Below are 17,075 nucleotides of genomic sequence, written 5' to 3'. Positions count from 1 at the left end.
CTCTCATGGGGGGCACGAGGAGGGTGCGGGCCGGCCCGTGGGTACGAGGAGGGTGCGGGCCGGCCCGCGGGTACGAGGTGGTGCGGGCCGGCCCGCGCGGCGGACGGGTCAAGCCCCCCATCCGGCCTGGGCGCCGCCGACCCGCTCGGCGACGATCTTCTCGGCCCAGCCGCCGGCCCGGTAGGCCGCGACCGGATTCGGGTCCCGCCCGTCCTCGGCCCGGACCTCGGCCAGCAGCGGACGGACGTCGGTGGCGTAGGCGTCCATCAGCACCTCGTTCGCGCCGAGTACGTCGCCCGCGTCCTGGGCGGCCGTCAGGGCCGGGCGGTCGACCAACAGGGCCTTGGCCGTGGCCTCCTGGACGTTCATCACCGAGCGGATGATCGCGGGAATCTTCGCCTCGATGTTGTGACACTGGTCGAGCATGAACGCGACGCCGGCCTCGGGGGCGAAGCCGCCGTTCCCGGTGACCTCGTGCAGGATCCGGAACAGCTGGAACGGGTCGGCGGCGCCGACCATCAGGTCGTCGTCCGCGTAGAAGCGGGAGTTGAAGTCGAAGCCGCCGAGCTTGCCCTCGCGCAGCAGGAACGCGACGATGAACTCGATGTTGGTGCCGGGGGCGTGGTGGCCGGTGTCGACGACGACCGCGGCTCTGGGCCCGAGCCGCAGGCAGTGCGCGTACGCGGTGCCCCAGTCAGGGACGTCCGTGGTGTAGAACGCGGGCTCGAACAGCTTGTACTCCAGCAGGATCCGCTGGTCGTCGCCGAGCCGCCGGTACACCTCTGACAGGGCGTCGGAGAGGCGTTGTTGGCGGGCCGAAATGTCGTCCTGACCTGGGTAGTTGGTGCCGTCGGAGAACCACAGCTTGAGATCGCGCGAGCCGGTGGCGTCCATGATGTCGACGCATTCCAGCAGGTGGTCAAGAGCCTTGCGGCGCACCCGCGGGTCCGGATGGGTGACGGAGCCGAGCTTGTAGTCCTCGTCCTGGAAGACGTTCGCGTTGATCGCGCCGATCTCGAGCCCGAGCTCGCGGGCGTGGGCGGACAGCGCTCCGTAGTCCTCGACCCGGTCCCAGGGAATGTGCAGCGAGACCTTGGGGGCGACACCGGTGGCGGCGTGCACCTGGGCCGCGTCGGCGAGCTTCTCGAACGGGTCGCGCGGGACGCCGGGTTGGGCGAAGACCTTGAAGCGGGTTCCCGAGTTCCCGTAGCCCCACGAGGGCGTCTCGATGCGCTGGGCCCGAAGGGCGTCCTTCACGGCGGATCGGTCGGCCACCGGAGCACCTCCCACGATCTGAATCGTTTCATCCCGACGGTAGGTAGGACCGTGGGGAGCGTCAAGGCACCGACGGGGGGCGGTTGGCGTGATGTCGTAACCTGACCTCCGGGTCGGCTGTCGGAGCCGGTGAAACATTTCAATGGTGGGAAATGGGCGGCGCGGCGAGCATCAAGGACGTGGCACGGGCAGCCGGTGTGTCGGTCGGCACGGTCTCCAACGTGATCAACCGGCCGGAGACGGTCGGCGAGGGGACCAGAGCCAGGGTCCGGGCCGCGATCGAACAGCTCGGCTACGTACGCGACGAGTCGGCGCGCCAGCTGCGCTCCGGCAGCAGCCGGATCATCGGTCTGCTGGTCCTCGACCTGGGCAACCCGTTCTTCGTCTCCTTGGCGCGCGGGGCCGAACAGGCAGCGCGCGCGGCGGGCCTGGGCGTGATGGTCTGCAACAGCGCTCAGCAGCTCGCCGACGAGGCGGACTACCTCGCCCTCTTCGCGGAGCAGCGGGTGCGCGGGGTGTTGCTGACCCCGGCCGACGCGGAGGGGTCGGGAGCGGCGGCGCTCCGTCGCAGCGGCGTGCCCTTCGTGCTGGTGGACCGGCTCGCCGCGGGGCTGGAAGCCTGCTCGGTGTCGGTGGACGACGTCGGGGGCGGCGCCCTGGCGGCCGGGCACCTGCTGGAGAGCGGTCACCGACGGATCGCGTTCGCGGGCGGCCGCCACCGGCTACAGCAGGTCGCCGACCGCCGCCGCGGCGCGCTGCAGGCGCTGGCCGGTCGCGACGCCGTCCTGCTGGACCTGGAGGTGGACGGGCTGGACGTGGCGGCGGGCCGCGACGCCGGCGCCCGCCTGCTGGGGATGTCGCCGAGACCGACCGCAGCGTTCTGCGCGAACGATCTGTTGGCCCTCGGAATGCTGCAGGCCGCGTTCGCCGCGGGCCTGCGGGTACCAGAGGACCTCGCGATCGTCGGCTACGACGACATCGAGTTCGCCGCGGCGGCCGCGGTGCCGCTGACCTCGGTGCGCCAGCCCGCGGAGGCGATGGGGCGGACGGCGGCCGAGATGCTCGCCGAGGAGACCGGACCGGGCGGAGCGGCCCACCGGCACCGGCAAGTCGTTTTCGAGCCGGAGCTGGTGGTGCGGCGTTCGACGTCGGTCGTGCCGCTGCCCGGCTGAGCGTGGCCTCTACGCCGCGCATCGCCGGCTGCCCACACCGTCCCGCCGGCCTGCGCGACGGAGCGCCAGCCGCCACGGCCTCGGGCGAGACACCATCCAGAACCGACCGTGGCAGCCGGAGAGTCCGTTACGTCATCCTCGGTGCCATCGACGCCCAAGCGGTCTGCCGAGCCGTCCACCCCGACTACCACGCCGACCGCTACCCGCACACCCAGGACTACCGCGACCACGTCGCCAGCGGCCGCCCCATCCGCATCATCCGCATACGCCTCGCCCGGGCGAAGGCTGTGTGGCTCCCACCGAGTACCTGCCGCACGACGGTTCAACCGAGGCTCAGGACCGGCCCTCAGCCGCCGCACTCTGGCTCGGGCACTGGCCCCGCGGCATCCTGCCCTCCCTCATCTGACCTCTCGCGGGGATGCCTTCTGTGGGACTCAGACTGATGGCAAGGCCACCCGGTAGGCCCGGGGCACCACGCGGACCGCACAGCTTCGCGGTCGTCAGGACATCCGCGGCAACAGCAGTGCGGGCCGCCGCTCCCCGGCAGCGGCGGCCCGCACTCCCCCATCGCCGGAGGTCGCGGAGATCGCATGCCCCTGCAAGCTGCGAGCGCTTGCGACAGCAGGTCGGGCAGGGAAATCTGGCGAAGCTCGGGCCAAAGGTGCCGTATGGTGGAGGCATCGACGCGGGGTGGAGCAGCTCGGTAGCTCGCTGGGCTCATAACCCAGAGGTCGCAGGTTCAAATCCTGTCCCCGCTACTGCTCGGAAGGGCCCAGATCTCCCATAGAGATCTGGGCCCTTCTGCTGTATCCGGCACCGACGTTCTCAGGTGCGCGCCTACGCCCTTCACGTGCCCCTGCCTTCCGGGCCCTGAGCCGCCCTGACACCCTGATCCGGTCGAGCGCCACGTTCAGCCAAATCGCGAAAGAGGGCCTGGGCCGCCGCCCGTGCCAGTGGCCGTACCGGCGGGCGGAAGTGCAATCTCGGCCCGCGCCATGTGCAGCTGGTGCGGAAGATGCGCTGACAGCGGCCGGACTCAGCTCGGTCCGCTCCTCGGCAGCCGCGGAATGGACTTCACGCACCGTCGTCCTGGCGACCAGCCGGCCAAGCCGCGAATCCGCGACGACGGGCCGGTTCGTGCTCTGGCCGTCCGGTGGGTGTTCAGCGCCTGCCCGGGCCCACAGCAGCCAGTCCCGCCAAGCGTCGTGCTCGCCGGGCCTCTGGGCCGTGGCGCCACGGACCTGCCGGCGCAGCGCCCCGACATGGCCAGACTGGTGTTCCTCGACAATCACACCCGCGAGACGGCGTCTGTGGCCTGCGGGGCCGCCGCGAGGAACGAGGCCGGCCCCGGCCCTGCCTTCTCCGGCCGCGGGGTAGAACTCGGTCGCTGATGTCGCGCCTCGTCCCACCCCCGCAGGCTGCCACCAGGGAGGAATCCCTCGTCCACCCGTTTGGCAGCACAGCGAGCCGCGCCCGCTGGCCTGGGGCGCCCCTAGGATGCCGACCGTGAGACCCACACTCCCGAAGACCGAGGGCGGGGGCCGGGTACAGGGCCTCCTGCAACTCCTCGAGGACGGCATCCACCTCATTGTCGCGGCGCTCCTCGTACTGCTCGCGGGACTCCTGACCGTCGGGGTCGTCCACGACGTCATCAGGTCGATCCAGGGGCCGTACGAGGAGGAGGCGGTCGTTCTGTCCGCCCTGGACAACAGCCTTGTGCTGTTCATCGTGGCCGAGCTGCTCCACACCGTCCGCCTGACCATCAGGAACCAGACCCTCGACGCGGAGCCGTTCCTCGTCGTCGGCCTGGTTGCCGGCATCCGCAAGGTGCTCATCGTGACGGCCGAGGCGGAGAAGTCCTTCCGGTGGAACGTCGAGGGGATCGAACTGCTCATCCTGGCAGGTCTGATCCTCGCGATGGCGACAGCGGGGTACGTGTGGCGTCGCTCGACGCGGCCGGCAGACTACTTCCCGCTCCAGGAGGCGCGGCGCGCTCCACCGTCGCCGGAGCCGTCACCCACCCCGGTGGGCAGGTCCTGATCCGTCACCTTCCGCCGCCGCGGCCGCCCGTACCCGTTGCTCCTCGCGAGCGGAGCCGACGTCCCGTTCCAGGGGTGTACGGCTCACGGCCGTCGCGAGGTCCTCCAACGCCTGCTTCTGCATTTCCGCCCCGCGCCGCACCACCGGGCTCCCGTCTCCGGCGGCGGCGCCCTCCCACGCGTGGAGCACCTCCTCCACGCGCACCCAGTCCGGATTCCTGTGCTCGCGCACGTCTACCGCCGCCTGCGCGGTGTCCGCCTCCAGGGCCTCGGCGAGCCGCTCCGCCTGCGGGACGGGACGGCTGTCGTCCCTCGGGACGTGGCTCTCCATGAGCATCGCCGCCCGGTCGAACCCCTTGAGCGCCTCCTGCGCCTCCTCCGCCTCGCGTGACGTCAGGCCCCTGGGGCGGACCGGTTCCTGTCTTGCCCGGTCGTATGTCTCCTGCCAGGCGGCACGTGCCTCCCTGCTCGCCAGCAGTGCCCTGCGCAGGTCGGCGTGATGTTCCCGGGTCGGTTCGGCGTAGCTGCGGAGCACCGCGGCCGCGTATCGGCCCTCGGCGGCGAGCCAATCCGCAAGCCGGCCCGGCAGCCGGGGTGTCTCCCATGCGGGGAACACCACGTACGCCAGCATCGCCAGGGCCCCGCCGAGCAGGGTGAGCACGACCCGCTCCGGGACCGTCTGCTCCCATGCCTGGCCGCCCATGCCGAGCAGGAAGACGACGTATGCGGCAGTGAAGCACTGGGAGTAGGCGTAGCCGGTACGGTTCAGCGTGAACGACAGGCCCGCCGAGACCACCGCCAGCAGGCCGAACACCTGGGCGTCCGGGCCCAGGGCCCGCACCATCCCGGTGGCGAGCGCGACCCCCGCCAGGGTCCCGGCGAGACGGGCCACCGCCCGCGCGTACGTCTGGTGGAAGTCCGGCCGCATCACCATCACCGAGGTGATGGGCACCCAGTAGCCGTGGCCCACGGGTAGCCGGGCGGCGATCAGGTACCCGAGCGTGGCCACCGCCGCCAGGCGGACGGCGTGCCGGAACACGGGCGAGTCCCGGCGGAGCTCAGGGCGGACCGCGCGGACCACGACCGGGACCAGCCGGAACATGGTCGGGCGCACCAGGAACTGGGCGTTCGCGGGGCCGGGCGGCGCGGGCATCCTCCCACGCGTGCCGCACCGGGCGATGTCCAAGGCCTCGCCGAGCAGTTCCACGAGCCGCTCGGCGGCCTGCCGCGCGGGGCCCTCCAGCACCTCGTGCTCCTCGTCGACGCGCAGGGCGTCCGTGCTTCCGGGCGACACCTCGGCGGGAGTGCCGCGGCGGATCGAACGGGCGGCCGCATCCAGGACCTCGGCGGCCGCGTCGAGCAACTCCCTTGCGCGGTCCCGCCCGGGTCCCTCCGCCGGGGCGCCGACGTCCGGGTCGGCGAGTGCGGCGACGACGGGCCGAATGCGTTCGGCGAGCCCCCGGGGGCCGTGCAGGACGGGGGGCCGGGTGCGGGCCTGCGACGGCGTCACGGCGGCCGCGTCCCGCGCCGTCATCAGCGGTTCCGGGTCGAACGGGGCGGTCGGGTCGTGCCGCAGCCGGCGGGCGTGGTCCGCCACGGCGGCCAGGGCGTCGGCGAGCGCGTCACGGTGCGCCCCCCAACGGCGGATCGGGAACAGCAGGATCAGCAGGGCCTGCGCCACTCCCCCGAGCGCGATGATCCCGGCGTGCTCCAGAGCCCGCCCGATGCTCGTGGGCAGGGTGACGGTCACCAGCATGCTGCCGACCGTCGTCGCTGCGACGATCCCGGCGGTCGATCCGACGGCCCACGCCATCCCTGCGGCAAAGGCCCATACGGCCAGCAGTGGGAGGAACGTCGCGAGTCGCCCCGCCGCCAGATAGCCCAGGAACGTGCTGAGCGCCAAACCTACGCCCGCGCCGAGCGCGATGACTTTGCGGGGACGCCATGTGCGCTGGAAAGTGGCTGCGCCCGCGGAGTAGGCACCGAGGGCGGCGGACGCGGCGTACGCCGGGGAGGCCAGCCACAGCGCCGGCCCGATGACGATCGCCACCCCCACAGCAGTGCGCAGCGCGAGCAGGGGCTCCAGTCGCGCCTCCTCGATCGTGAGTCCGGATCGCACGACTTCCCGGAGGGCCCGCAGCCACGTCACGGACAGGAGCCTAGCCCGACCCCCTACCAGGTCGCGTCGGCCACGCCGCCGATTCCGTTGAGCGCGAGGCCGGAGCCCTCGTGTCCCTCGGGGGCGACTCAGGTCACCAGCTGGTCACCGTGGTCGCCTTGGAGCATGTGGCGACGTTCCTTCTCGCGCGTGGAGTAGGCGGCCGCGCGGATCGCCTCGTCGCTCTCCAAGCCTGATCCCAGCGCGCCGGCCACCGTGGCGACCGAAGCGACGAACCAGGACAACGTCAAGTACTCCGTGGCGTGCAGCGGGGTTCCTGTCATGGACGCGAACACTCGGTCGTTGAGGATGAACAGCGCCCACACCAAGTTGACGACCATCAGACCCACGTAGCAGACGAGCGCCCCGATACCGACGGTGAGGACCGTCGAGGTGTTGTAGAGCCGCGCCCTCTGCCTCGCCTCCGGCGAGCCCTCTGTCGATCGATGCCACAGCTCCCCGTCCACGATCAGCCAGCCCATCATGAGCCCGACGGACCCGACCATGGCGATCACGAGGCGTGGCGCGCTCAGGGCCCCGGAGAGGCTCCAAGTGGTGGAGTCCAGGGTGGCGATGGCCCCCGTGGCGAGTGCGGCCGCCAGGGCTTTCGACAGGCCCGACACCAACCGCCAGGGCCGGTTGGCGCGGACCATACCGACGAGCACCCGCAGGTAGCCGCGCGGCCCGCTGACGACGTATCGAAGATCGACGGTCTCCTCGTCACCGACCCGGCCCCGTTGGACAGGCGCGAGCCGACCGGCAAAAGGGCCCAGATGCGGCTGACTCTGCGGAAGCCCCTCGGCCCCGGCGGCCTGCGGACCCACCAGGCCGAGCACGGCTTCTTCCACGGCCCGCCGGGCCCTCGTCTGCAGCCGCAGGCCCCCCAGGGAAGGAAGGGACAGCAGCGCCAAGCCGTGTTCGCGGCTCAGATCGACAACGATCTTGCGCCCGTGTGAGTGCAGCGGAAGGTCGGTGAGGGCCACCACGATGTCCCAGTCCTCCGCACTCCCGCGGTCCATGATCCGGCGCATCAAGGTGGGCGGGTCCTCGGTCCCTGAGGTGAATGGCTCACTGACCACCGTGACGTCGAACCGACGCCCTTGGCCCGCCCTTTCGGCGAGCCGATCAGGGAGTATCCGGGCGATGCGCTGCGCGATGTCCGTGGGCGCGTCCGGATCCGCCAGGAGAGCCACGACCGTAACGCCCTGCGCCGACACCCGCACGACCGGACCATCCTCCTCGGCTGCCCTCCGCGATTACAGGGGTTCACAGGATGCCCCGGGGTGGAGGCGAAGCCGCGGTGACACGCTGTTCTTACGGGTTGCGCCACCTGTGGGGTCGGTCAGGGGCAGGGTCAGCGCGAGGACACGGACCCGCCCGCTACCGGCCGACGCCCCTCGGAGTCGGCGGTGACCAGGTTTCCCCTCCGTTCCCGGTGCTCGTGCACGAGACGGATCGCCATGGCGCCTTCACCGGTCGCCGAGGCCACCCGTTTCACCGAGCCGCTCCTGACGTCGCCGGCGGCGAAGACCCCGGGAAGGGTGGTCTCCAGCAGCATCGGTTCGCGGCCCAGCGGGGCCCACCGGTTCGCGTCGGCCACCGCCCCGGCGTCGGCGCCGGTGAGGACGAAGCCCTTCTCGTCCAGGGCCAGCACGCCCCCCAGCCATTCCGTGCGCGGCCGGGCCCCGATGAACACGAACAGCGCCGCGGCCTGCAGTTCACGGCGCTCATTGCTTGCGTTGTCCTCCACCGTCAGCGACTCCAGCTTCTCCTCCCCGGCGACGCCCCGTACTTCGGTGTGGAGCAGCACCTCGATCTTGGGGTGCTGCTCCACCTGGTCCACCAGGTAGCGCGACATGTTCGCGTTGAGGTCGCCGCCCCGGACGAGGAGGTGGACCCCGGACGCGTGCTGGGCGAGGAACAGCGCCGCTTGCCCAGCGGAGTTCCCGCCGCCGACCACGGCGACCGGGTCCGCCCGGCAGAGGCCGGCCTCGTGGACCGTCGCCGCGTAGTAGACGCTGATGCCTTCCAGGCGGTCGATGCCGGGCACTTCGAGCCTGCGGTACCGCACGCCCGAGGCGAGCACCACGGCGCCGGCCTGGGCCCGGGACCCGTCTGTGAACGTGACGACGTACTCGTCGTCCTGCGGGGTGAGCGTGCTGACCTCCGCCGGCACCATGAGGCGGGCGCCGAACTTGTGGGCCTGGAGCACCGCACGTTCGATGAGTTCGCCCCCGGAGATGCCGGACGGGAAGCCGAGGTAGTTCTCGATGCGGGACGAGGTCGCGGCCTGGCCTCCCGTGGCCACGGCGTCGACGGTGACCGTGGTGAGGCCGTCGGAGGCACCGTACACGGCGGCGGCGAGTCCTGCGGGGCCCGCACCGACCACCATGACGTCGCACCGTTCGTTCTCGGACGAGGGGGCGGGAAGCCCGATGAGGCGGGCGAGTTCGGCGTTGCTCGGATTGCGCAGGAGCCGCTCGCCCTGCCAGAGGACCACCGGCGTCTCCTCGGGACGGATGGCGAACCGGCGCAGAAGTGCCTCGGCCTCCTTGTCCCTCTCCAGGTCCACCCAGCGGTGGGGCAGCCGGTTGCGGGCGGCGAACTCGCGCAGCCTCAGCGTGTCCCGTGAATAGCACGACCCCAGGATCCGGAAGCCGGCACCGAGGCCGATGAGCAGGTACCTGCGGCCCAGGTAGGCGCGGAGGATCAGGTCGCCGAGGACGGGGTCGCTGCCGACCAGGGCGCGTTGCCGCTCCACCGGTACGGCCAGGATCTCGCCGGCCTCGCGCACCACGGCGGTGTTGAACGCTGCCTGGCCCTCCAGCAGCCCGAGTTCGCCCAGGAACCTGCCGGGTCCGTGGACCGCCACCGTCCGCTCGTCGGGGCCGCCCTGGTCGTGGAGGATCTCGACGGTCCCGCTGAGGATCGCGAGGAACTCCCGGAACGGCTCGCCCTCGCGGTACAGCACCTCGCCCTCGGCGGTCCTGCGGCGCTCACCGTGCGCGCTCAGGTCCTCGAGCTGCTCCGGGGTGAGGCGCGGGAACGCCCCGTACCGGTCAGGTGTCTCGCGGACCGCACCCTTCTCGTGCTCGGCCGTGCTCATCAGACCAGGGCCTCGTGGACGTAGCACCAGCGCCAGTCCTCTCCCGGCTCGAAGGACTGTACGACGGGGTGAGCGACGCTCCCCGCGTGCCATCTGGCGTGCTTGAGGGGGGAGGAGTCGCAGCAGCCCACGTGCCCACAGGTGAGGCAGAGGCGCAGGTGCACCCACGGGGAATGCACCCTGAGGCACTCCTCGCAGCCCTCCGGGGTACGCGGTGTCACTGGGCGAACCATCGCCAGGTGCGGGTCGACAATCGTGGCCATGAGAGTTTTCCTTCCGTGAATGGGCCTGATCGGCCGCGGCCGACGGTCTTCTTCAGCACCGTCGTCCTCACCCTCCCGCGGTGGTCTTCCGGCCCCCCATCGCCTGCTCGACCCACGAGCGCAGGACGTGCGCGGGTGCCGCGCCGGCCTGCCGGGCGAGCGTCTCGCCCCGGTCCAGGACGAGCAGGGTCGGCACCGCCTGCACCTCGAACCGCCGACTGAGCCGTGGGTTCTGGTCGACGTCGACCTTGACGAGCTTGATCTGTCCGGCGAGGTCCCGGGCGACCTGTTCGAGGGCCGGGCTGACCATGCGGCAGGGGCCGCACCAGGTGGCCCAGAGGTCGACGACGACGGGCACCGTGGCGTTGTCGGCGACCTCGGCGAAGTCGTCGTCGCCGGCGTCGACGACCCAGGGCAGGGGCTGCTTGCACTGGCCGCATTGGGGCCGTCCCCCGGCGGCCACGGGAATCCGGTTGGCCCGCCCGCAATTCGGGCAGGTCACCGTCGTCGTCCGGGTGGTGTTCACGCCGCCCTCGCTTCCCGGTCGCCGTCCTGCTGGTCATAGGTGACCACCAGCTCTGCGTGCTCGGCGTCGACGCGCACCGTGGCGCCGTCCTGGACGTCGCCGCGCAGCAGGGCGCGCCCGACCAGCGTCTCGACCTCGTGGGAGATGTAACGCCGCAGCGGCCGGGCCCCGTACACCGGGTCGTAGCCCTGGTGGGCGATCAACTCCCGCGCACTGTCGGTGAGTTCGACCGTGATGCGGCGCTCGGCGAGGCGCCGCCGCAGCTCGTCGAACTGCAGCTCCACGATCCGCTCGATCTGCCGCTCACCGAGCGGCTTGAACAGCACGATGTCGTCGACGCGGTTGAGGAACTCCGGGCGGAAGTGCCCGCGCAGCTCGCCCATCACCAGGGCGCGGGCGTCGGGCTTGATCTCACCCTCGGCGGTGGCGCCGTCGAGGAGGTGCTCGGAGCCGATGTTCGACGTCATGATGACCACGGTGTTGCGGAAGTCGACGGTGCGGCCCTGGGCGTCGGTGATGCGACCGTCATCGAGGATCTGCAACAGCGTGTTGAAGACATCGGTGTGCGCCTTCTCGACCTCGTCGAACAGGACGACCGAGTACGGCTTGCGGCGCACGGCCTCGGTGAGCTGGCCGCCCTCCTCGTAGCCGACGTATCCGGGCGGTGCGCCCATGAGCCGGCTGACGGTGTGCCGCTCCTGGTACTCGCTCATGTCGAGGCGGACCATGTTCTCCTCGGAGTCGAACAGGGTGCGGGCGAGGGTCTTGGCCAGCTCGGTCTTCCCGACGCCGGTGGGGCCGAGGAAGATGAACGAGCCGATGGGACGGCGAGGGTCGCGGATGCCGGAGCGGGCCCGGATGATGGCGTCGGTGACGAGCTTGACCGCCTCGTCCTGGCCGATGACGCGCTCGCGCAGGATCTCGTCGAGGCGCAGCAGCTTCTCGCGTTCGCCCTCCTGGAGGCGGGCAACGGGGACGCCGGTCCAGGCGGCGACGATCTCGGCGATCTCCTCCTCGGTGACGACCTCGCGCAGCAGCCGGTTCTGACCTTGTTTGGAGGCGAGTTGCTCCTCCTCCGCGGCGAGTCGGCGCTCCAGGTCCTGGAGGCGGCCGTAGCGCAGTTCGGCGGCGCGGTTGAGGTCGTAGGCGCGTTCGGCCTCCTCGGCATCGTGGCGGACCTGTTCCAGTTCCTGGCGCAGTTCCTGCACGCGGCGGATCGCCTGCCGTTCGGCCTCCCACTGGGCGCGTTTGGCGTCGGCCTCGCCGCGCAGGTCGGCCAGTTCCCTGCGCAGCTCCTCCAGGCGTGTCCTGCTGGCGGGGTCGGTCTCCTTGGACAGGGCGGCATCCTCGATCTCCAGCCGCGTGACGCGGCGGGTGATCTCGTCGAGTTCGGCGGGCATCGAGTCGATCTCGGTACGCAGTCTGGCGCACGCCTCGTCGACGAGGTCGATGGCCTTGTCGGGCAGGAACCGATCGGTGATGTAACGGTGGCTGAGGGTGGCCGCGGAGACCATCGCGGTGTCCTGGATCTTCACGCCGTGGAAGACCTCGAGGCGTTCGCGCAGTCCGCGCAGGATGGAGATGGTGTCCTCCACGCTGGGCTCCTCGACCAGGACCTGCTGGAAGCGGCGTTCGAGGGCGGCGTCCTTCTCGATGTGCTTGCGGTACTCGTCGAGGGTGGTGGCGCCGACCATGTGGAGTTCGCCGCGGGCCAGCATCGGCTTGAGCATGTTGCCCGCGTCCATGGCGCCTTCCGCTGCTCCTGCGCCGACGACGGTGTGCAGTTCGTCGACGAAGAGCAGGATGCGCCCTTGGGCGGCCTTCACTTCGGACAGTACGGCCTTCAGGCGTTCCTCGAACTCGCCGCGGTACTTGGCGCCGGCGACCAGGGAGCCCATGTCCAGGGCGAACACCGTCCTGTCGCGCAAGCCATCGGGGACGTCGCCGCGAACGATGCGCTGGGCCAGGCCCTCGACGATGGCGGTCTTGCCGACGCCGGGGTCGCCGATGAGGACGGGGTTGTTCTTGGTCTTGCGGCTGAGGATCTGGGTGACGCGGCGGATCTCCGCGTCCCGGCCGATGACCGGGTCCAGCCGCCCGGACCGGGCCTCGACGACGAGGTCACGTCCGTACTTCTCAAGAGCCTCGTAGGCCACTTCGGGGTTGGCGGAGGTGACGCGCTGGTTGCCGCGGACCTGGGTGAGCGCGCTCAGGAACGAGTCCCTGGTGATGCCGGCCTGTTTGAGCAGTCGCCCGGCGGCAGTTGACGAGCTCTCCTCGGCCAGGGCGAGCAGGAGGTGTTCCACGGACACGTACTCGTCCTTGAGGCGTTTGGCCTCCCGTTCGGCGGTGTCGAACAGGTGGGCGAGGCGCTGGGTGACGAAGACCTGGCCGGGCGCCGCGCCGGGGCCGGTGACCTTCGGGCGACGGGAGAGTTCCTCGCGCACGGCCTCGCGCAGTCCCTTCGGCTCCTTGCCTGCCTGCTCCAGCAACCGCGGGATCAGGCCGTCCTCCTGATCGAGGAGTGCGAGCAGCAGGTGTTCCCCGTCGACCTCGGTGTGCCCCATGCGACCGGCCGCGGTCTGGGCCTCCTGGAGGGCTTCCTGGGACTTCTGGGTGAGACGGTTCATGTCCATGGGGGTGTTTCACTCCTCGTGCCGCGGCCGCGCAGGGCGGCTTCGAGCAGGCTGATGCGGTCGAGCAGGTCGAGCACCAGGCCGATGGATGCGTAGTTGAGGCAGAGACCGGTGCGCAGCCGCTGGATGCGGGCGAGAACCGCCGGGGCCGTGGGGTCGAACACCAGGTGACCCGCGGCGTCGCGTTCGGCGTCGATCAGGCCGAGTGCGACGAACCGGCGGATCAGCTCGGGGTGGAGGCCCGAGCGACGGGCCACGGCGTCGAGGGAGAGCCTGGGGGCGGGCACGAGCGCGTACCGGACTGCCGTCGAGGCAGTGAGGTCGGCGCCCGTTCGTACCGGACGGTTGCCCGCGCCGGCCCGGCCGGGGTCTGACGCTCCTGCGGGTGGTTCGTTCATCACGTCCTCCTGGGGTCGTACGAGGAGGCGGCGGCGAGCTCCGCGAACAGTTCGCGCTCCCGGTCGCCGAGGGTGGGTGGCACCACGATGCGGAGTTCGGCGTACAGGTCTCCGTCCGCGCCGCGCGGGTTCGGCATGCCCTCGCCGCGCAGCCGCAGCCGCCGGCCGCTGGACGAGCCGGCGGGCACCGTGACCTTGGCCGTGCCGCCGCCGGGGGTGGGCACCGGTACGGTCGCACCCAGGGCCGCCTCCCAGGGGGCCACCGGGACCTGGACGTGCACGTCGCGGCCGTCCAGCCGGAACCGGGGGTGGGGCTGGATGCGCACGCGCAGGTACAGGTCGCCCGCGGCGGCGTCACCACTGCCCCGGCCGCCCTCACCCGCCAGCCGGATGCGCTGCCCGTCGGTGACGCCCGGCGGCACGTCGACCTCGTACCGCCGCGGCTGGCCGGTGGGGCCGGCGAGCGTGACGGTGCGGCGGCCGCCCCGGTACGCCTCCTCGACGGTGAGCGCCAGTTCGGCCTCCTGGTCCGCTCCGGGGACGCCCCCTCGGGCGGCGCCGGCTCCGAACATGGATCCGAGCAGGTCCTCGATGTCGATGCCCTCCGCTGCGAAGTCGTCTCCGAAGCCGGTGTACCGGACCCGAGGACCGCCGCCGCCTGCGGTCGTGCGACCGCGGAAGCCGCCGCCCGCTCCGGCCGCGACCCGCTCGTCGAAGTCCTCGGGGATCTTGCGGAAGTCCTCGCCGAAGCGGTCGTAGCGGGCTCGGGTCTTGGGATCGGACAGGACGCTGTACGCCTCGTTGAGGTCCTTGAAACGTTCTTCCGCCCCGGGGTCCTTGTTGACGTCGGGGTGGTGCCTGCGGGCGAGCTTTCGATATGCCTGCTGGATCTCGTCCTGGCTCGCGGACCGCGACACCCCGAGCGCCTCGTAGTAGTCCCGCGCCATGACCGGTCACTCCCGCTTCGCGACGGTCACGGCGGCGGGCCTGAGCTGCCGCTCGCCGTCCCCGTAGCCGGCACGCAGTACCTCGACGACCGTGCCCGGTGCGGCGTCCGGGTCCTGGACGATGCCGACCACCTCGTGCAGGGCCGGGTCGAAGGCGACGCCGGTCTCCGCGTGCCTCGGGTAGCCGAGCAGTTCGAGGACGTTCACCGCTTGGTCGCGTACGGCCCGGATGCCCTCCACGATCGCGCCCGGATCGGCGCCCGCGTGGGTCAGGGCGAGTTCGAGGTTGTCGAGGACGGGCAGGAAGGCGGCCGCCGTGCGGGACCGCTCCACCGCCCGTTCGCGCTCAAGTTCCCTGGCGTGACGCTTGCGAAGGTTGTCGAGGTCGGCGAGTGCGCGCCGCCAACGGTCCTCCAGTTCCAGGATCGCGGTCGTGTACTCGTCCTCGGCAGGCGCGGGGCCGGCGGCATCGGGTCCCGGTTCGCCGTTCGCCGCTTCGGGCCGGGGCGGGCCCGGTTGGGGCAGATCCCCGCGAGGCGGGGGTCCGGCGCCTTCCGGGACCGGTTCGACCGGATCCGGCGCGGCCCGGTCGGGTTCCTGGGGGTAGGTGGGCATGGCGCGCCTCAGCCCTTGTCGAACTCGGCGTCGATGACATCATCGTCACCGCCACTGCCACTCGTCGGTCCGCCGGTGGCGGCGTCCTGACCGGGACCTCCGCCCGTGGCGGCGGCGCCCTGATGGGCCGCCAGCCCGGCGAGGACCTGCTGGAGTTCGGAGGTCAGGGGCCGCACGCGCTCGACGCCCGCCTCTTCCTTGACCGCCGCGCGGGCGTCCGACACGAGCATCTCGCCGCGTGCCTTCTCGTGCGCGGGCGCGGCGTCGCCCAGTTCGGCGAGACGCCTCTCGACCTGGTACGCGACGGCGTCGAGTTCGTTGCGGGCGTCGACGGCCTCGCGGAGTGCCTTGTCCTGGCCCTGGTTGCTTTCGGCCTCCTGGACCATGCGTTCGACCTCACTGCGGTCCAGGTTGGAACTCTCGCTGATGGTGATGCCCTGTTCCTTGCCGGTGTCCCGGTCGCGGGCCTTGACCTCCAGGATGCCGTTGGCGTCGATGTCGAAGGTGACCTCGATCTGGGCTTCGCCCCGCGGCGCCGGCCGGATGTCGGTGAGCTGGAACCGGCCCAGCACCCGGTTGTCGGCGGCCAGCTCGCGCTCGCCCTGGAGGACCACCACGTCGACGGCCGGCTGGTTGTCCTCGGCGGTGGAGAAGGTCTCGCTGCGGCGCACCGGGATGGTGGTGTTCCGCTCGATGATCTTCGTCATCACTCCGCCGCGTGTCTCCACGCCCAGCGACAAGGGGGTCACGTCGAGCAGCAGGACGTCCTTGACCTCACCCTTGAGCACCCCTGCCTGGATCGCCGCACCGAGGGCCACGACCTCATCCGGGTTGACGCTCATGTTGGGTTCCTTGCCGCCGGTCAGTCGGCGGACCAGGGTCTGGACAGCGGGGATGCGGGTGGATCCGCCCACGAGGATGACCTCGTCGATGTCGCTCTCGCCGACCTTGGCGTCGGCGATGGCCTGCTGGACCGGTCCCAGACAGCGCTCCACCAGGTCGCCGGTGATCTGCTCGAACGTGGACCGCATGATCGAGTCGGTGAGGTGCTTGGGCCCGGCGGCGTCGGCGGTGATGAACGGCAGGCTGACCTGCGTCTGCGTCACCGAACTCAGCTCGGTCTTGGCCTTCTCCGCCGCCTCGAACAAGCGTTGCAGCGCCTGCGCGTCCTGGCGCAGGTCGATGCCGTTCTCCTTCTGGAAGTCGTCCGCGAGGTGATCCACCAGACGCCGGTCGAAGTCGTCGCCGCCCAAGTGGCTGTCACCTGCGGTGGAGCGCACCTCCACCACGCCGTCGCCGACGTCGAGGATGCTCACGTCGAAGGTGCCGCCGCCCAGGTCGAAGACGAGGACGGTCTCGTGCTCCTTCTTGTCCACGCCGTACGCGAGGGCGGCCGCCGTCGGCTCGTTGATGATCCGCAGCACCTCCAGTCCCGCGATCCGTCCGGCGTCCTTGGTGGCGGTGCGCTGGGCGTCGTTGAAGTAGGCGGGCACCGTGATGACCGCCTCCGTGACCCGCTCCCCGAGCTGCTTGGAGGCGTCGTCCGTGAGTTTGCGCAGCACCTGTGCGCTGATCTCCTCAGGCGCGTACAGCTTGTCGCGCACCTTGAAGCGGGCCGCCCCGCCGTCGCCCTCGACGACGTCGTAGGCCACCGCCCTGGCCTCGTCGGAGATCTCGTCGAAATGCCGGCCGATGAACCGCTTGGCCGAGTAGATGGTGCCCTTGGGATTGAGGATCGCCTGGCGCCGGGCCAGCTGGCCCACCAGACGTTCCCCGGTGTCGGTGAAGCCCACCACGGAGGGTGTCGTGCGGTTGCCCTCGCTGTTGGGCACGACGGATGGCTCTCCGCCCTCCCAAACGGCGATCACCGAGTTGGTGGTGCCCAGGTCGATGCCCACTGCCTTGGCCATGAGGAACTCCTCCCGGTACGGCGCCTGCGC

At 71.3% G+C, this 17,075-nt stretch carries 13 protein-coding genes and 1 tRNA gene; 3 read left to right on the top strand and 11 right to left on the bottom strand.

Features of this window, described 5'->3' with window-relative positions:
• Positions 1–108 precede the first annotated feature (108 nt).
• Positions 109–1,275: an L-rhamnose isomerase gene (gene rhaI / locus IG86_RS0122630; protein ID WP_030821092.1), complete on the bottom strand. Its 1,167-nt coding sequence runs from the start codon at positions 1,273–1,275 to the stop codon at positions 109–111.
• 152 nt (positions 1,276–1,427) lie between these two features.
• Here rhaI and IG86_RS0122625 point away from each other — a divergent pair, with 152 nt between their 5' ends.
• From IG86_RS0122625 to IG86_RS0122615, 3 genes are all read left to right on the top strand, one after another.
• On the top strand, positions 1,428–2,447 hold the full coding sequence (locus tag IG86_RS0122625) for a LacI family DNA-binding transcriptional regulator (protein WP_030899077.1): 1,020 nt from the start codon (positions 1,428–1,430) through the stop codon (positions 2,445–2,447).
• 684 nt (positions 2,448–3,131) lie between these two features.
• A tRNA-Met gene (locus IG86_RS0122620) sits at positions 3,132–3,205 on the top strand.
• Between the two features lie 739 nt (positions 3,206–3,944).
• Entirely contained in the window at positions 3,945–4,487 is a 543-nt protein-coding gene (locus IG86_RS0122615) for a phosphate-starvation-inducible PsiE family protein (protein WP_030899074.1), read from the top strand.
• Here the strand turns inward: IG86_RS0122615 and IG86_RS0122610 are convergent.
• The 10 genes from IG86_RS0122610 to dnaK form a co-directional block, all read right to left on the bottom strand.
• On the bottom strand, positions 4,461–6,635 hold the full coding sequence (locus IG86_RS0122610) for an FUSC family protein (protein WP_030899072.1): 2,175 nt from the start codon (positions 6,633–6,635) through the stop codon (positions 4,461–4,463). The genes IG86_RS0122615 and IG86_RS0122610 overlap by 27 nt on opposite strands.
• Before the next feature lie 98 nt (positions 6,636–6,733).
• Positions 6,734–7,867 (bottom strand): hypothetical protein, encoded by a 1,134-nt coding sequence (locus tag IG86_RS0122605; protein WP_199828721.1) that lies wholly within the window; start codon positions 7,865–7,867, stop codon positions 6,734–6,736.
• A 131-nt stretch (positions 7,868–7,998) separates the two neighbouring features.
• On the bottom strand, positions 7,999–9,750 hold the full coding sequence (locus IG86_RS0122600) for an FAD-dependent oxidoreductase (RefSeq protein ID WP_030821082.1): 1,752 nt from the start codon (positions 9,748–9,750) through the stop codon (positions 7,999–8,001).
• Positions 9,750–10,013, bottom strand: coding sequence for a UBP-type zinc finger domain-containing protein (locus tag IG86_RS0122595; RefSeq protein ID WP_030821080.1), 264 nt, complete (start codon positions 10,011–10,013; stop codon positions 9,750–9,752). Before IG86_RS0122595 ends, IG86_RS0122600 begins: the two co-directional genes overlap by 1 nt.
• 67 nt (positions 10,014–10,080) lie before the next feature.
• Complete coding sequence (trxA, locus tag IG86_RS0122590) at positions 10,081–10,539, bottom strand: thioredoxin (RefSeq protein WP_030821078.1); 459 nt, start codon at positions 10,537–10,539, stop codon at positions 10,081–10,083.
• Positions 10,536–13,175 (bottom strand): ATP-dependent chaperone ClpB, encoded by a 2,640-nt coding sequence (gene clpB / locus IG86_RS0122585; protein WP_030899064.1) that lies wholly within the window; start codon positions 13,173–13,175, stop codon positions 10,536–10,538. The genes trxA and clpB overlap by 4 nt, the downstream gene beginning before the upstream one ends.
• A complete protein-coding gene (locus IG86_RS0122580; RefSeq protein WP_030821074.1) occupies positions 13,166–13,573 on the bottom strand; it encodes a chaperone modulator CbpM in 408 nt (135 codons plus the stop codon). Before IG86_RS0122580 ends, clpB begins: the two co-directional genes overlap by 10 nt.
• Positions 13,573–14,520, bottom strand: a complete 948-nt coding sequence (locus tag IG86_RS0122575) for a DnaJ C-terminal domain-containing protein (protein ID WP_030821072.1) — start codon at positions 14,518–14,520, stop codon at positions 13,573–13,575. Before IG86_RS0122575 ends, IG86_RS0122580 begins: the two co-directional genes overlap by 1 nt.
• Positions 14,521–14,526: 6 nt before the next feature.
• A complete protein-coding gene (locus IG86_RS0122570; protein WP_030821069.1) occupies positions 14,527–15,135 on the bottom strand; it encodes a nucleotide exchange factor GrpE in 609 nt (202 codons plus the stop codon).
• Positions 15,136–15,143: 8 nt separating this feature from the next.
• Positions 15,144–17,045 carry a molecular chaperone DnaK gene (dnaK, locus tag IG86_RS0122565; protein WP_030821066.1) on the bottom strand — a complete coding sequence of 634 codons (1,902 nt, stop codon included), beginning with the start codon at positions 17,043–17,045 and terminating at the stop codon, positions 15,144–15,146.
• Positions 17,046–17,075: the final 30 nt, after the last annotated feature.

It is taken from the genome of Streptomyces virginiae (assembly GCF_000720455.1).
Lineage (GTDB): Bacteria > Actinomycetota > Actinomycetes > Streptomycetales > Streptomycetaceae > Streptomyces > Streptomyces virginiae.
The sequence above is the reverse complement of the archived record's forward strand: the minus strand, read 5'-3'. Positions and strand labels throughout refer to the sequence as shown.

Coding starts and splice junctions, on each gene's coding strand:
- IG86_RS0122575 (WP_030821072.1), bottom strand. CDS start 14,520: ATGGCGCGGGACTACTACGAGGCGCTCGGGGTGTCGCGGTCCGCGAGC.
- IG86_RS0122600 (WP_030821082.1), bottom strand. CDS start 9,750: ATGAGCACGGCCGAGCACGAGAAGGGTGCGGTCCGCGAGACACCTGAC.
- dnaK (WP_030821066.1), bottom strand. CDS start 17,045: ATGGCCAAGGCAGTGGGCATCGACCTGGGCACCACCAACTCGGTGATC.
- IG86_RS0122570 (WP_030821069.1), bottom strand. CDS start 15,135: ATGCCCACCTACCCCCAGGAACCCGACCGGGCCGCGCCGGATCCGGTC.
- clpB (WP_030899064.1), bottom strand. CDS start 13,175: ATGGACATGAACCGTCTCACCCAGAAGTCCCAGGAAGCCCTCCAGGAG.
- IG86_RS0122625 (WP_030899077.1), top strand. CDS start 1,428: ATGGGCGGCGCGGCGAGCATCAAGGACGTGGCACGGGCAGCCGGTGTG.
- IG86_RS0122595 (WP_030821080.1), bottom strand. CDS start 10,013: ATGGCCACGATTGTCGACCCGCACCTGGCGATGGTTCGCCCAGTGACA.
- IG86_RS0122615 (WP_030899074.1), top strand. CDS start 3,945: ATGCCGACCGTGAGACCCACACTCCCGAAGACCGAGGGCGGGGGCCGG.
- IG86_RS0122580 (WP_030821074.1), bottom strand. CDS start 13,573: ATGAACGAACCACCCGCAGGAGCGTCAGACCCCGGCCGGGCCGGCGCG.